Source organism: Kitasatospora sp. NBC_01246 (assembly GCF_036226505.1).
Classification (GTDB): domain Bacteria; phylum Actinomycetota; class Actinomycetes; order Streptomycetales; family Streptomycetaceae; genus Kitasatospora.
Genome location: NZ_CP108484.1, coordinates 4,270,258 through 4,284,660, shown reverse-complemented (window position 1 = coordinate 4,284,660; position 14,403 = coordinate 4,270,258). Strand labels below are relative to the sequence as shown.

13 protein-coding genes are annotated in these 14,403 nt (G+C 74.7%); 9 read left to right on the top strand and 4 right to left on the bottom strand.

Features of this window, described 5'->3' with window-relative positions; translation table 11 throughout:
• Positions 1-78 precede the first annotated feature (78 nt).
• The 6 genes from OG618_RS18860 (at position 79) to OG618_RS18835 (ending at position 5,642) form a co-directional block, all read left to right on the top strand.
• On the top strand, positions 79-495 hold the full coding sequence (locus OG618_RS18860; protein ID WP_329492168.1) for a PPOX class F420-dependent oxidoreductase: 417 nt from the start codon (positions 79-81) through the stop codon (positions 493-495).
• Positions 496-538: 43 nt separating this feature from the next.
• Complete coding sequence (locus OG618_RS18855; protein WP_329488687.1) at positions 539-952, top strand: YunG family protein; 414 nt, start codon at positions 539-541, stop codon at positions 950-952.
• Positions 953-1,120: 168 nt separating this feature from the next.
• Entirely contained in the window at positions 1,121-2,005 is an 885-nt protein-coding gene (locus OG618_RS18850) for an NAD(P)-dependent oxidoreductase (RefSeq protein ID WP_329488686.1), read from the top strand.
• Positions 2,006-2,074: 69 nt separating this feature from the next.
• Positions 2,075-2,653: a flavodoxin family protein gene (locus tag OG618_RS18845; protein WP_329488685.1), complete on the top strand. Its 579-nt coding sequence runs from the start codon at positions 2,075-2,077 to the stop codon at positions 2,651-2,653.
• A 386-nt stretch (positions 2,654-3,039) separates the two neighbouring features.
• Positions 3,040-4,236 carry an LPXTG cell wall anchor domain-containing protein gene (locus OG618_RS18840; RefSeq protein WP_329488684.1) on the top strand — a complete coding sequence of 399 codons (1,197 nt, stop codon included), beginning with the start codon at positions 3,040-3,042 and terminating at the stop codon, positions 4,234-4,236.
• 251 nt (positions 4,237-4,487) lie between these two features.
• Entirely contained in the window at positions 4,488-5,642 is a 1,155-nt protein-coding gene (locus tag OG618_RS18835; protein WP_329492167.1) for a hypothetical protein, read from the top strand.
• 56 nt (positions 5,643-5,698) lie between these two features.
• Here OG618_RS18835 and OG618_RS18830 read toward each other — a convergent pair whose 3' ends face one another.
• The gene (locus OG618_RS18830) at positions 5,699-6,457 is read right to left on the bottom strand and encodes an aquaporin (RefSeq protein ID WP_329488683.1); all 759 of its coding nucleotides are present in this window, start codon (positions 6,455-6,457) and stop codon (positions 5,699-5,701) included.
• A gap of 297 nt (positions 6,458-6,754) precedes the next feature.
• Between OG618_RS18830 and OG618_RS18825 the strand changes: the two genes are divergently transcribed.
• Complete coding sequence (locus OG618_RS18825) at positions 6,755-7,531, top strand: MerR family transcriptional regulator (protein ID WP_329488682.1); 777 nt, start codon at positions 6,755-6,757, stop codon at positions 7,529-7,531.
• 61 nt (positions 7,532-7,592) lie between these two features.
• Here the strand turns inward: OG618_RS18825 and OG618_RS18820 are convergent, their stop codons facing one another.
• The gene (locus OG618_RS18820; RefSeq protein ID WP_329488681.1) at positions 7,593-8,630 is read right to left on the bottom strand and encodes a helix-turn-helix domain-containing protein; all 1,038 of its coding nucleotides are present in this window, start codon (positions 8,628-8,630) and stop codon (positions 7,593-7,595) included.
• Positions 8,631-8,873: 243 nt separating this feature from the next.
• Between OG618_RS18820 and OG618_RS18815 the strand changes: the two genes are divergently transcribed.
• Positions 8,874-9,581, top strand: a complete 708-nt coding sequence (locus OG618_RS18815; protein ID WP_329488680.1) for an RNA polymerase sigma factor — start codon at positions 8,874-8,876, stop codon at positions 9,579-9,581.
• Positions 9,578-11,029, top strand: coding sequence for a hypothetical protein (locus tag OG618_RS18810; protein ID WP_329488679.1), 1,452 nt, complete (start codon positions 9,578-9,580; stop codon positions 11,027-11,029). Before OG618_RS18815 ends, OG618_RS18810 begins: the two co-directional genes overlap by 4 nt.
• Before the next feature lie 60 nt (positions 11,030-11,089).
• Here OG618_RS18810 and OG618_RS18805 read toward each other — a convergent pair whose 3' ends face one another.
• The gene (locus OG618_RS18805) at positions 11,090-12,589 is read right to left on the bottom strand and encodes an aminopeptidase P family protein (RefSeq protein ID WP_329488678.1); all 1,500 of its coding nucleotides are present in this window, start codon (positions 12,587-12,589) and stop codon (positions 11,090-11,092) included.
• 181 nt (positions 12,590-12,770) lie between these two features.
• Positions 12,771-14,273 carry a PP2C family protein-serine/threonine phosphatase gene (locus OG618_RS18800; RefSeq protein ID WP_329488677.1) on the bottom strand — a complete coding sequence of 501 codons (1,503 nt, stop codon included), beginning with the start codon at positions 14,271-14,273 and terminating at the stop codon, positions 12,771-12,773.
• Positions 14,274-14,403 lie beyond the last annotated feature (130 nt).

Here is a 14,403-nt window from a genome sequence, read left to right as displayed (position 1 = left end):
GGGAGCCCGGGAACCCGGTCACTCCGGGAACCCGGTGCGCCGGAGCGCCGCAGCGGCCAGGATGGGCGCATGCCTCACATGACCGAGACCGAGTGGCGCGCCTTCCTCGCCGCCGGCACCCGTACCGCCAAGATCGCCACCACCCGGGCCGACGGCCGCCCGCACGTCGCGCCGGTCTGGTTCCTGCTGGACGGCGACGAGATCGTGTTCAACACCGGCGCCGGCACGGTGAAGGGCCGCACGCTGGCCCGCGACGGCCGGGTGATGCTCTGCGTGGACGACGACCGGCCGCCCTTCTCCTACGCCCTCGTCCAGGGCACCGCCCGGCTGAGCGACGATCTGCCCGAGGTGCGCGACTGGGCCACCCGGATCGCCGCCCGGTACATGGGCGAGGAACTCGCCGAGCAGTACGGCGCCCGTAACGGCGTCCCCGGCGAGCTGCTCGTACGGGTGAAGATCGAGAAGGTCACCGCAGAACACGGGGTGGCCCACTGAAAAGCCTGTGCCGCTGTCAGTGGGGCGTGGCAGGCTTCCCGCTATGACGGCGTGGACCCTCAACGACATCGAACGTGCGATCCGCTCCTCCTGGGGTGTCGACACCTGTGCGCCCGAGGACCTGGCCCACTGGCATCCGGACAATCCCGCCCGCGGCCAGTGCGGGGTCACCGCGATGGTCCTGCACGACCTGCTCGGCGGCGAGCTCATGATGGGCGAGGTGCACGTCGGCGGTGTCCGGACGGACCTGCACTGGTGGAACCGGTTCGCGACCGGCTTCGAGATCGACCTCACCCGCGAGCAGTTCGGCCCCGACGAGCGGGTCGGCCCCGGCCGGCCGGTCGCCCGCCCGCAGCGCCCGGGCCGGCTCCAGGCCCAGTACGAACTGCTGCGCCACCGGGTCGTCGCCGAACTGGAGTCGGGCCGGGCCCGGCTGCCGGAGCACGCGTGCGCCTGAGCACGGCCGGGGCGGTGGGCTGACGTACAGTCGGGGCGGCATGGATCGTGGTCCGACGGCTCCGTCGGACCGGCCCGCCCGCTTCGACGTGCCCGGTTCGCCGTACCGGTGGCTCCGGCCCGGCGGTCTGTGGCGCGGTCCGCCGGGCGGCGACGACGGGAGTGGGCGATGGCAGTGACGACGGTCGGCTTCGTGGGGCTCGGCGCGATGGGGCAGGGCATGGCTGCCAGCCTGCTGCGGGCCGGGTACCGGGTGCGGGTCTGGAACCGCTCGCCCGGGCCGGTGGCCGCGCTGGTCGACCGGGGCGCCGAGGCGGCCGACGGGCCGGCCGGTGCGTTCGCCGCCGAGGCGGTGGTCTCCATGCTCGCCGACGACGCCGCGTTCGAGCGGCTGCTGCTCGATCCGGCCCTGCTGGCCGGCGCCCGGGCCACCCTGCACGTCAACATGGCCACGGTCTCGGTGGCGCTCGCGGAGCGGGCCGAGGCCCTGCACGCCGAGCACGGCATCGGCTACGTCGCCGCGCCGGTCCTCGGCCGGCCCCCGGTGGCGGCGGCCGGCGAGCTGAACATCCTGGCCGCCGGGGCCCCGGAGGCGCTCGCCCTGGCCGAACCGCTGCTCGCCGCGATGGGGCGGCGGACGTGGCACTTCGGCGAGCACCCGCGCCAGGCCAACACCGCCAAGATCAGCGCGAACTTCCTGCTGGCCTGCGCGATCGAGTCGATGGCCGAGGCGTGCAGCCTGGCCGAGGCCAACGGCGTCCGCCCGACCGATCTGGTCGAGATGCTCACCGCCACGCTCTTCCCCGGGCCGGTCTACTCCGGTTACGGGGCGATGGTCGCCGAGCGCCGGTACGAACCGGCCGGTTTCAAGCTGCCGCTGGGTCTCAAGGACGTCGATCTCGCGCTGACCGCCGGCGCCGCGGCGCACGTGCCGCTGCCCTTCGGCAGCGTGCTGCGGGACGCCTTCCTCGACGCCCTGGCGCACGGTGACGGCGAGAAGGACTGGGCGGCCGTCGCGGCCGTCGCCCGCCGCCGGGCGGGCCTGCCGGAGTAGTCGCCGCCGGGCCCGTCGGAGGGCTGTCGTACGCTCGGGCCTTCTGTCGCCATCCGCACGGGGGTCCTGATGTCCGAGCACACCGCCGGCGCCGCTGCGCCGCGTTCGTTCCTCTTCCTGAACGCCAGTTCGCGCCCGGACGGCAACTCCGAACAGCTGGCCCGGCTGGCCGCGGGGGCGAGTCTGCCGCCCGGTGCCGAGCAGCGGTGGCTGCGGCTGAGCGAGCACCCGCTGCCCCCCTTCGAGGACCGCCGGCACAGTGAGGACGGCGGCTTCCCCGAGCCGGCCGGCCACGAACGCACCCTGCTGGACGCCACCCTGGCCGCGACCGACCTGGTCTTCGTCGCCCCGGTGTACTGGTACTCGCTGCCGACCAGCGCCAAGCTCTACCTCGACCACTGGTCCGCCTGGCTGCGGGCGCCCGGGGCGGACTTCCGCGCCCGGCTCTCCGGCGGCACCATCTGGGCCGTCACCGCCCTGGCCACCGAGCCGGACAAGGCGGATCCGCTGATCGCCACCCTGCGGCTCTGCGCCGACTACATGGGCATGCGCTGGGGCGGCGCGCTGCTCGGCAACGGCACCCGGCCGGGCGACGTGCTGAACGACGAGCGGGCGCTGGTCGCCGCCAAGTCCTTCTTCGCGGGCTGACGCCCACCCACCGGCCGGCCCTCTCCGACGAGGGCGGGGAGGCCCGGCCGGCCGGCCCCGGCGGCGGTCCGTGGGAGCATGGCCGCCCGACGGCGGTTTCCCGCCAGTGCGGCGTCGTCGGACGCGGTGTTCCGGACGTGTACCGGTCACCCTGCGGTCATCTGACGGTATGGCACAAAAGCCTTACCGAGTGACGGAGTTGGGCCAATCGGACAGTATCCGGTCAGGGTGGTGCACGAAGGGTGGCACCCGCCTTACGATCTGGCTGGATCTTTCGGTAGTCTCCGTCGGACTTTCAGCTTCGTGGGGGGACCACAGTTCGGACAACCCAGTCCTTCCGCGCTCCCGGGCCACGCCCGGACTCATCCGTGAGGTCTTCCTTGCCCATGTCCATACGTCGCAGCTTCGCCCTCGCCGGCGCCGCCGCCCTCGCCTCTTCGATGGTGCTGGCCGGTGCCCAGGGCGCCGTCGCCGTCGGCACCACCGGCTCCCCGTCCGCCACCGCGGCACCGCAGGCCGACAAGTCCTCGCGCCAGAGCCTGGACCTCTCCGTGCGCGGGGTGCCGGACACCTTCATCGCGGGCGGCGACGCCCGGGAGTTCACCTTCCGGATCGACAACTCGACCCGGCACGACTTCGTGTTCTACCCGCTGCTCAAGTTCAAGAACCGCGCGGGCAGCCTGGAGGCCGGCGACCTCAAGGTCGAGTACCAGCTGCCCGGCGGCGCCTGGCTGCCCGGCTCGGTCGCCCCCGGCGGCGGGGACTCCGACGACGACGCGGTGCTCATCCTGCTCGGCGGGGCCGACTCCGACGACGCGATGCTCGCGGTGAACCGCGGCAAGGACGTCTCCATCAAGGTCCGCGCCTCGTTCACCAAGGACGCCCCGCTCGGCAAGGCCGGCGTGGTGCCGGTCGTCTTCTCCGAGCAGCTCGACGACCAGTCCCACGAGCCCGTCGGCAACGGCCACTTCAGCTGCGACGGCATCACCGGCGCCGGCTTCACCATCAAGGCCGGGGGCGGCAAGCCGAGCCCGACCGCCAGCCAGACCACCGGCAAGCCGACCGGCAGCCCGTCGCCCAGCCACTCGCCGAGCCAGTCGCCGAGCCACTCGCCCAGCCACTCGCCCTCGGCCACCGCCACCGCGACGCCCACCACGACCGCTACGGCGACGCCCACGGCGACCGCCACGGCCACGCCCACCGCGACCGCCACGGCCACCCCCACCGCGACGCCCACCGCCACCACCTCGGCGTCGACCAGCCCGTCGGCGTCGGCCAGCCCGTCGTCCTCGACGAGCGCGCAGCCGACCGGTGCGACCACCTCCGCCCCGTCCACCGGCGGCACCGGCGCCCAGGAGCCGATCGACTTCCCGGTGACCGTGCCGACCGTGACGCCGCCGAAGCTCACCCCGGCCGCCGTCGCCAAGGCCAAGAACGCGGCCGACAACGCCGACAAGGCACTGGCCCAGACCGGTGGCGGTGACGACACCACCGGCATCGCCATCGCCGGTGGCGCCGTCCTCGCGGTCGGCGCCGGCACCCTCGTGCTGCTCCGCCGCCGCAAGGCCGCCCAGCAGGGCTGACCCCGGCCCGGGCCGAGCCCGGGCATCCAGCCCGCCGGGCCCCGGCACCGCCGGGTCCGCCCGGCCCGGCCGACGACCGCGCCCCTCGGGTGTCCTGCCAGGGACACCCGAGGGGCGCGGTCGCTTCCGTCGGGTCACATAGGATGACCGGCCGAAGGGGGGCTCGGCGCGGGAGAGGTACAGGGGTGCGGGGAGCACGGTCGGCACGGTCCACCACCGACTACGAGGCCGCCACCGGCCGGATCGCCGGTCTGCCGGTGCGCAGACACCACGTCCTGCTGGTCGCCTGGACGGTCCTCTGGTTCCTGCTGGTCGAGCCCAGCGGCGGCTTCTCCTGGCACTACCTGCGTCAGGGCGAGGAGCTGCTCTTCAGCGGCCAGACCGACGGCGGGCTCGCGCTCTACGCCCACCACCCCGAACTGCAGATCGGTCCGGTCAGCCTGGCCGTCGCCCGGCTCTTCAGCCCGTTCCCCGCGCACACCGGCCAGCTGGTGGCCGAGGCCGCGATGTCCGGGCTCGGCCTGGTGATGCTCGTCCTGGTCGGCCGCACCGCCGCCTGGTACTACCTGGGCACCGGCACCAACCACCGCCGGCTGCAGCAGCGGCTGCTGGTCGCCGGGCTGGCGTTCATCCCGATGTGGGTGGAGGTCTCGGTCCGCTTCGCGCACCTGGACGACGTGCTGGCGCTCTTCTTCACCACCCTCGCCGCGCACGCGCTCAGCCGGGGCCGGGCCGTCCAGGTCGCCGTCTACCTGGCGCTGGCGGTGGACTCCAAGCCCTGGGCGCTGGCCTTCGCCCCGCTGATCCTGGCGCTGCCCCGGCCGGCCTGGCTGCGCACGGCGCTGTGGTTCGCCGGGCTGGTGGCCGTCGCCTGGCTGCCGTTCTACCTGGGCGACCTGGACACGGTGGCGGCCGCCAAGTTCACCATCCCCAACCAGCCGGCCTCGGCGCTGCGGTGGTTCGGGGTGACCGACCCGACCACGCCGTGGTGGGACCGGCCGCTGCAGTTCGGCCTGGGCCTCGCGCTGGGCAGCATCGCGGTGTGGCGCGGCCGGTGGCCGGCCGTCGTCCTGCTGGGCGCGGACGCCCGGATCCTGTTCGACCCCAGCGTCTACACCTACTACACGGCCTCGATCCTGCTCGGCACCCTGCTCTGGGACGCGGTCGGCCAGCAGCGGCTGGTGCCGTGGTGGAGCTGGATCGCGCTGGCCGCGCTGTACGGCGGCACGCTGCTGATCCCGTCCGACTCGGCGCGCGGCTTCGTCCGGCTGGCCTTCGTGGTGCTGTCGGCCGCGTACGTGCTGCTCTGGCCCACCCGGCGGGGCCGCCGGCCGCGCCCCGGGGGAGACACCCGGGGCAGGGCCGCCCGGCGCCGCGAGCGCGTGCCCGCGGGGGCCGCGGGCTGAACGGCGGTGGTGCCGCGGGCTGAACGGCGGTGGGTGCTCGGGTGCCGGCCGACGGTTCAGCCGGTCGCGGCGGACCGGCCCGCGACCAGCTCCCGCGCGTCGTCCGGCACGGACCGGCTCCGGACCGGTCCGGAGCCGGTGAACAGCACCGCGCCCAGTGCCAGCGCGGCCACCGCCCCGGCCAGTTGGGCGAGCAGGAAGCCGGGGACGGAGCCGGGCGCGATCCCGGTGTAGCTGTCGGTCAGCGCCCGCCCCAGGGTCACCGCCGGATTGGCGAACCCGCCGGAGGAGGTGGCCCAGCAGGCCGCCGCGACCCAGAGACCGACCGCCCCCGGCACCAGGCGGCCGCGTCCGCTGCCGCTCAGCCCGGCGACCACCAGCAGCAGCGTCCCGGTGGCCACCGCCTCGCCGAGCCAGAGCGCTCCGCCGTCCCGGCCGTGTCCGGAGGGCTCGACGAACGGCCGCCCGAACATCGCGTTGGCGAGGCCCGTCCCGGCGACCGCGCCGGCCAGCTGCGCGGCGGCGTACCCGCCGAGTTCGGGCAGCGTCGGCCCGCTGCCGTCGCGCCGGCCGGCCCACCACGCGCCGGCCGTCACCAGCGGGTTGAAGTGCCCGCCGGAGAGCGGGCCGAACAGCTCGATCAGGACGGCCAGGGCCAGCGCGGAGGCACCGACGTTGGCCAGGAACCGGACCCCGCCGTCCTGGCTCAGCGCGGCGGCCTGGATGCCCGAGCCGACCACGACGGCGGCCAGCGCGGCCGTGCCGACCGCCTCCGCGGCCAGCCGTCGTACCAGGGGCGCAGCGGTGGTGGTCATGGCGCCATGCTGGCGGCTGCCGTCCGGCCCGGCAATAGGCGGCTTCGTCCAAGCCGGGGCCCGTCCGGGGCCGTCCGCTCGGAGACTCGCACGGGGCCGACGGCCCCCGGGGCGGACCGGGCCGGGCGGGGCGGGCGTGGCGCGACGTGACCGGACGGGCGTGGCAGGACGGGACGGGCCGGGCGGGGCGGGCGTCGCGGCGCGGGCCGCCCCCGCGCCGCCGCGCCGGAAGACTGGGCTTGACCCTCACGCAACGGGAGGCGGGAGAGTCGTGGCCAACGAGAAGGGAGCGCCCGGATGAGCGGCGGCTACTCGGTCGGTGCCGTGGCGGAGATCGCCAAGGTCACCGTCCGCACCCTGCACCACTACGACGAGATCGGACTGCTCGCCCCGCAGGGGCGTACCCCGGCCGGCTACCGCCGGTACCAGGACACCGACCTCGACCGGCTGCAGCAGATCCTGTTCTACCGCGAACTCGGGTTCCCCCTGGAAGAGATCGCGGCCATCCTGGACGACCGCTCGGTCAGCCCGAGCGAGCACCTGCGGCGCCAGCACCGACTGCTGACCGACCGCATCAGCCACCTCCAGGACCTGGCCGCGGCCGTCGAACACGCCATGGAGGCACAGAAGATGGGAATCCAGCTGACCCCGGAGGAGAAGTTCGAGGTCTTCGGCGAGTCCTACCGGGAGGAGTGGGAGGCCGAGGCCGAGCAGCGCTGGGGCGACACCGACGCCTGGGCGCAGTCCCAGCGCCGCACCGGTGGTTACGACAAGGGCGACTGGCAGCGGATCAAGGCCGAGACGGACGCGCTCAACGCCCGTCTGGTGGCGGCCTTCACCGCCGGCGAACCGGCCGACGGCGGTCCGGCCATGGACCTCGCCGAGGTCCACCGGCAGCACATCTGCGACAACTTCTACGACTGCACCTTCGAGATCCACCGGGGTATCGCCGGGATGTACGTCGCGGACCCGCGGTTCACCGCCACCTACGAGGAGCTCGCCCCGGGCCTCGCCCAGTGGCTGCACGACGCGATGCTCGCCAACGCGGCCTTCCGCACCGGAGAGCAGGCGTAGGGCCGCCGGCCCGGGCCACGCGCAGGCCCGGGCCGTGTCCTGGCCCGGGCCACGCCCGGCTTCAGGCCACGCCGCGTCCGAAACCGCGCCGGTAGGCGGTCGGGGAGGTGCGCATCACCCGGCCGAAGTGGTGCCGGAAGGTCGCGGCACTCTCGAAGCCGACGGCGGTGGCGATCTCCTCCACCGACCCGTCCGGCGATTCGAGCAGCGGCAGGCTGGCCGCGACGCGCTGGCTGATCACCCAGCGCATCGGGCTGGTGCCGTTGCGGGCGGTGAAGTGCCGCAGGTACGAGCGGTCGGACATCCGGGCGGCCCGGGCCAGCAGGGAGATCGTCAGCGGGGCGGACAGGTGGTCCAGCGCCCACTGCATGGAACGGGCGATCCCGTCGTCCTCCTCGTCGACCGGCCGGACCGCCGCCTCGATGAACTGGGCCTGCCCGCCGTCCCGGTGCGGCGGCACCACGAAGCGGCGGGCCACGCTGTTGGCCACCTTGGCACCGTGGTCCCGGCGGACCAGGTGGAGGCAGAGGTCGATCCCGGCGGCGCTGCCCGCGCTGGTCAGGACGGAGCCGCTGTCCACGTACAGCACGTCCGGATTGACCCGGACCGACGGGTGGCGGCGCTGGAGCAGTTCGGCGTACCGCCAGTGGGTGGTGGCCTCGCGGCCGTCCAGCAGACCGGCGGCGGCCAGTGCGAAGGCGCCGGAGCAGATCGAGACGATCCGCGCACCGCGCTCGTGCGCCGTGCGCAGCGCGGCGACCAGCCCGGGGGAGACCTCGCCGCTGAAGGCGTTCGGGACCCCGGGGACCACCACGGTGTCGGCGGCGGCGAGGTCGTCCAGGCCGTGGTGCGCCGTCAGCGAGAAGCCGCCGACCGACCGCAGCGCGGTGTCCGGCCGGTCGGCGCAGACCTTGAGCCCGTACCAGGGGGCGGCCAGCAGGCCGCTGAGCTCGGGCCGCGCCAGCCCGAACACCTCGACCACCACCCCGAGTTCGAACGGCGTCATGCCGTCGAAGGCGTACACCGCGACATCGTGCACCGGCTCCGGCCGCCGTCCGATCGCGACGGCCACCGGGCCGGTGGTCTGCTGGTCGGCCATGAGGTCCCCTCGGACTGGGCGGCGGTGGCGGGATGCGGGTGAGTGTAGCCGTTCCGGCCAGATCGAAAACTTCTGCGAAGTCACCTGCAACCTCCGCCCTCCTCGCACGTCCATCACCAGTGGGGGGCGGGTTCTGCCGGCGGTCGAGGTGATGGCAGGATTCCCGCCGATCACGATCTTGATCATGTGTCATGACGGTCCGGTCCACGCCGGAAACCGTCCCTGGGGGAAAGCAGAACGCGGATGTCCATGGCCATCGGGCCGATCGTGGGAGGCGGGAGGAGCGGCGGCTTCCTCCGCGCCGGGCTGGTCGGACTGCTCTTCGGCGCGCGGGAGGCGGGCGGGGCGGCGGCTCCCCGGGACGCCTCGTCGGACGGCGCCCCGTCGAGCTCCGAGCAGGAGGCGGTGCAGCGCCGGTCGGGGCTGCGGCTGCTGCGCGGCGGGCGCAAGCAGGAGGCGGAGGAACGCCCCACCCTGACCGGCCTCTACCACGCGCACCGGCTGGGCCTGGTGCGGATGGCCGTCCTGCTGGTCGACCACCAGGACCTCGCCGAGGACGTCGTGCAGGAGGCCTTCACCCAGCTCTACCAGCGCCACGGCGAGCAGCTGGACGACCTGGACAACGCCCTCGGATACCTGCGCACCAGCGTGGTCAACGGCGCCCGGTCGATGCTGCGCCGCCGCAAGACCGCCCGCGAGTACGTCCCCCCGCACGAGGCCGACGCGCCGTCGGCCGAGGAGCACGCGGTGCTCAACGACGAGCACCGCCGCGTCCTGGTCGCCCTGCGGGAGCTGACCTCCCGCCAGCGCGAGCTGCTGGTGCTGCGCTACTGGTCGGACATGTCCGAAGCACAGATAGCGGAAACCCTGGGGCTCTCCCGGGGCGCTGTGAAGTCCACCGCCAGCCGGGCCTTGGACGCCTTGGAAAAGCATCTGGAGAAGGTTCGATGACCGAGAAGCTTCCCCGCCGGACCGGCGGTGACGGTGACGGGCCGGACGACACCCCGATGGAACGGCTGCTCCGCGAGGCGATGAACGCCAGAGCGATGCGGATCACCGCACACGACCTGCGCCCGGCCGCGCCGCCGAGCCGGCGGCTGCGCCGGCTCAAGCCCGTCTACCTCGCCGCCGTGCCGCTGTTCGGCCTGGCCGCCGCGATGGCGTTCGGCGTGCTCGGCTTCCGCGGCGACACGGTGGCCGACCGGGGCGATCCCGGCCCGGCGGCCACCGTCACGGCCTCCGCGAGCCCGAGCCCCAGCGCGGTCCCGACCGTGGAGCCGACCCCCGCCGACACTCCGACGGCGGCCGGCACCGAGACCTCCGCCCCGGCGGCCGACCCCACGGGCACCGGCGAGCCGGCCGCCCCGGGCGGCGCCGCCACCCCGCGCAGCACCCAGAGCAGCACCGCCCCACCCACCACGGCCGCGACCCCGTACACGTTCCGGGGCGTGAAGTTCAAGGTGCCGGCGGGTTGGCGGGTCGTGCCGCCGGACCCGGCGGGGACCAGTCTGTGCGTCCTGAGCCCGGGCGCGCCCACGGGTGCCCAGCCGGGTTGGACCCAGGAGGCCTGTGAGCCCTACGGCGTGCTGATCACCGCGTACAACACCGCCGACGAGGCCGAGCACGCGATCTGGCCGACGGCGTTCGACCTGGACGCCTCGTCCGGCTTCAGCCACCAGCCCAGCTGCCCGGTCTGGGGACACCCCTACGTCCCCACCGCGCCCTACACGAAGATCGGCGAGCCGGCCAAGAGCCGTGACATCGTGGCCGGGCGGGCGATCTCGAAGACGCAGTGGCAGGTCACCTGCAAGCCCGGGGAGGACTTCACGGCCCAGATGTGGGGCCTGAAGGACGATCAGGTGTTCATCACGGCGAACGGTCTCAAGCCGGACTACCAGCCGGGTCTGGTGTCGATCCTCGACACCATCGACCTCAGCGGCCGTCAGGCACCCTCGGCGGCGGGCCAGAACGACATCAGCGTCACCGTGGAGGGGCTCACCACGGGTCAGCAGCTCCCGAACGACGGCACTCCGGTGGAGTTCGTCGTGACCTTCAAGAACACCGGTCGGACCAGCTACGCCCAGGTGGTGCCCCAGCTGGTCGCGGAGTCCTACGCCGGGAGCAAGGGCGCCGTGACCGGAACCCTGGAGCGCGCGAACGGCGCGGGATCGTGGAAGGCCCTGACCATCGCCCCGCCGGCGGCGGGCAAGCCGGTCTTCGACGACGCCGGCCCGCTGGCGCCGGGGAACGCCTTCACCATCAGGTACCGGATGAAGCTGACGGCCCAGGACGGCGCCGGAGTCATGCCGGTGACCGTCAGCGCGCTGGTGACCCCCGAGCAGGGGCCGCCCACCGTCATCGGGACCCGCACCGTCCCGGTCCGGGTGGTCGCCAAGTAGCGCGCGCGCCACGGGCCCGGCCCCCACCGGGGAGCCGGGCCCGTGGCGTGCCGGTCGGGCTCAGGCCAGCGAGGCCATCCACGCCTCGACGTCCTCGGCGCGGCGGGGCAGGCCCGCCGAGAGGTTCTCGTTGCCGTCGGCGGTGACCAGGATGTCGTCCTCGATCCGGACGCCGATGCCCCGGTACTCCTCGGGCACGGTCAGGTCGTCCTGCTGGAAGTACAGGCCGGGCTCGACGGTGAGCACCATGCCGGGCACCAGCAGCGCGTCGACGTGCTCCTCGGTGCGGGAGTGAGCGCAGTCGTGGACGTCCAGGCCGAGCATGTGGCCGGTGCCGTGCAGGGTCCAGCGGCGCTGCAGGCCCAGCTCCAGCACCTTCTCCAGGTCGTACACCGAGGCGTCCAGCAGGCCCCAGGCGAGCAGGCGCTCGGCCAGCACGCGCTGCGAGGCGTCGTGGAAGTCACGGAACCGGGCACCGGGCTTCACCGCCGCGATGCCGGCCTCCTGGGCGTCGTACACCGCCTGGTAGATCTTGCGCTGGAGCTCGTTGAACCGGCCGTCGATCGGCAGCGTGCGGGTCACGTCGGCGGTGTAGAGGCTGTGCGTCTCCACGCCGGCGTCCAGCAGCAGCAGCTCGCCCGGGCGGACCTCGCCGTCGTTGCGCACCCAGTGCAGGGTGGTCGCGTGCGGGCCGGCGGCGCAGATGGAGCCGTAGCCGACGTCGTTGCCCTCGACCCGGGCGCGGCGCCAGAAGGTGCCCTCGATCCAGCGCTCGGAGGTGGCGACGGCCTGGCCGAGCTCGCGCACCACGTCGGTGAAGCCGTTGACGGTGGCGGTGCAGGCGGCCCGCAGCTCGCCGATCTCCCACTCGTCCTTGACCAGTCGCAGGCCGCTCAGGAACTCCTTGAGCCCGGCGTCCTTGTCGGCGTCCAGCACCTCGGCGAGCGCGGACTCCAGACCGGCGTCGTAGCCGCGCACGATCCGGGTCGGCACGGCGTCGGCCTTGGCGCGCCCGGCCAGCTCCTCGGCGGCCTTGCGGACGTCGCGGACCGGCAGGCCGAGCAGCTGCTCCTGCTCGGTGAGGCTGTGGCGGCGGCCGACCCACAGCTCGCCGTAGCCGTCCAGCCAGAACTCGCCGTTCTCGCGGTCGGAGCGCGGCAGCAGGTAGAGGCCGAAGTCGTGGCCGGCCGCGCCGGTGGGCTCGGCGACCAGCACCGCGTCCTCGGTCTGGTCGCCGGTGAGGTGCACGTACTCGCTGGCGGCGCGGAAGTTGTAGTCGGTGTCGTTGGCCCGGACCCGCAGGGTGCCGGCCGGCACGACCAGGCGCTCGCCGGGGAAGGCGGCGGAGAGCCGGGCGCGGCGCTCGGCGGCGTACGGGGCCTGGGCGACCGGGGTGAGGCCGTGCAGCTCGGTGTCGGCCCAGCCGGACTTCATCGAGGCGGCGAGCTCGTCGGAGACCTCCGAGTACAGGCCGTTCTTGCGGCCCTTGAACTCCTGCGGCTCCTCGCCGCCGGCGGCCTCGGGGTTCTCGGCCACTGCCGGGGTGCGGTCCTCGGTCACGTACGTCGCCTCCTTGCGCGGGTGCCGCCCATGGGGGTCCCCCGGGCGAAGGGCCGGGGGGCGTCGGATCGCGACACACGTGGGCGGCCGTGCGTCCATGGTACGGACGCCCGGCCGCCCGGCCTCCGGCGGCCTCGGCCCGGGAAGCCCCGCCGCGGGGCCGCGGCACGGGCGCCGCCGGCTACTCGAAGCGCGCGGCCAGCACCATCAGGTCGTCGGTGGCGGGCCCGGCCTCCCGGGTCGCGCAGACGGCCAGCAGGTGGGCGCAGAGCCGGTCCGGGTCGATCCGCACGTCGCGCGGGGCGTCGGCGGCGGCCCGGCGCAGGTTGGCCTGTCCGGCGTGCAGGGTCGGGCCGCAGCGGCGGGCCAGGCCCTCGGTGTAGAGCACCAGGGTGTCGCCGCGCCCGGCGGTCAGCTCGACGCCCGGCGCCTCCCAGCAGGAGAGCATGCCGAGCGGCGCGGAGAGCGAGGTCTCCACGAACTCGGCGCCCTGCCGGGTGACCAGCACCGGCGGGCAGTGCCCGGCCCCGGCCAGGGTGATCCGGCGCTCGTCCGGCTCGATCCAGGCGTAGAGGGCGGTGGCGCTGCGGGCCGGCTCGGTGGTCTTGAGCAGCAGCTCCAGGTCCCCCAGGACGGAGACCGGGTCCTCGCCCTCCAGGACGGCGTACGCCCGCAGCGCGGCCCGGACCCGGCCCATCGCGGCGGCCGCGCCGGGGGCGGAGCAGGGGCCGGCGCCCGGACCGTCGCCGGAGACGCTGCCGACGGTCAGGCCGACGGTGCCGTCCGGCAGCGGGATGGCGTCGTACCAGTCGCTGCCGGCCGAGCGGTCCAGCCCGGCCGGGACGAGCCGGGCGGCCAGCCGCAGGCCGGCGGGCTGCGGGAGGCGGTCCGGGAGCAGGCCGCGGCAGAGCGCCTCGGTGGTGCGCCGGACCCGGTCCGCTTCGAGTTCCTTGGCCAGCAGCGGGGCGGCGACGTCGCAGTACCGGCGGACGAGCTCGCACTGGCGCTCGGTGGGCTCGGCGGGCTCGTCGTAGAACCAGAGGACGGCGGCCAGCGGGCCGTCCTCCGCGGTGGCGAGCGGCAGCCCGTGGCAGCCGCCGAGGCGGAGGTGGCCGGCGAGCTCGCGCAGCCGGGCGCCGATCGCGGGGTCGGTGGCGAGGTCGCGCGACTGCAGCCGGTCGGGCCGGTCGTGCTCGCGCAGCAGCCGGGCGAGCGGGCTCTGCTCGGTGGGCACCGTCTCCAGCGCGCCGAGGCTGGCGCGGTCGAGCCCGTACCCGACCGGCTGGCTGGGGCCGCCGCCGGGCAGCGCGGTGACCAGCAGGGCGCGGTCGGCGCCGAGCAGCGCGGCGCCGGAGGCCAGCACGGCCTCCAGGGTGGCCGTCAGGCCGCGGGCGCGGGCCAGCCGCTCGGAGTGCTCGTGGAGGCTGGTGAAATCGGACAGCCGTCCGGCCAAACGGTCCTGCAGCCCGGCCGGGGGTGCCGGGCGGGCCTCCGGGGCGCCGGGCGGTTCGGTACCGCCGGCCGGTTCGGTACGGGCCGGCGGCTCGTCGGCCGCGCAGCCCGGCTGCCCGGCCGGTCCGGCGGGGGGCGTGGGGAAGCCCGGATGGTCGAGCACCGAGAGCCCGCGGGGGCGACGGGGATCGCCCGGCTCGGAGGCCGTCGACGACGGGTGGGACTCAGTCATGCCGCCACTCCTGACGCGGTGGTACGTGTCATGCGGATCCCCCAGGTACGGCCGATGGGAGCGAGCACGGCCAAAGGGCGTGATTCGCCTCGATTCGCTACTACTCGTCATTGATCGACAGCAATGCCAC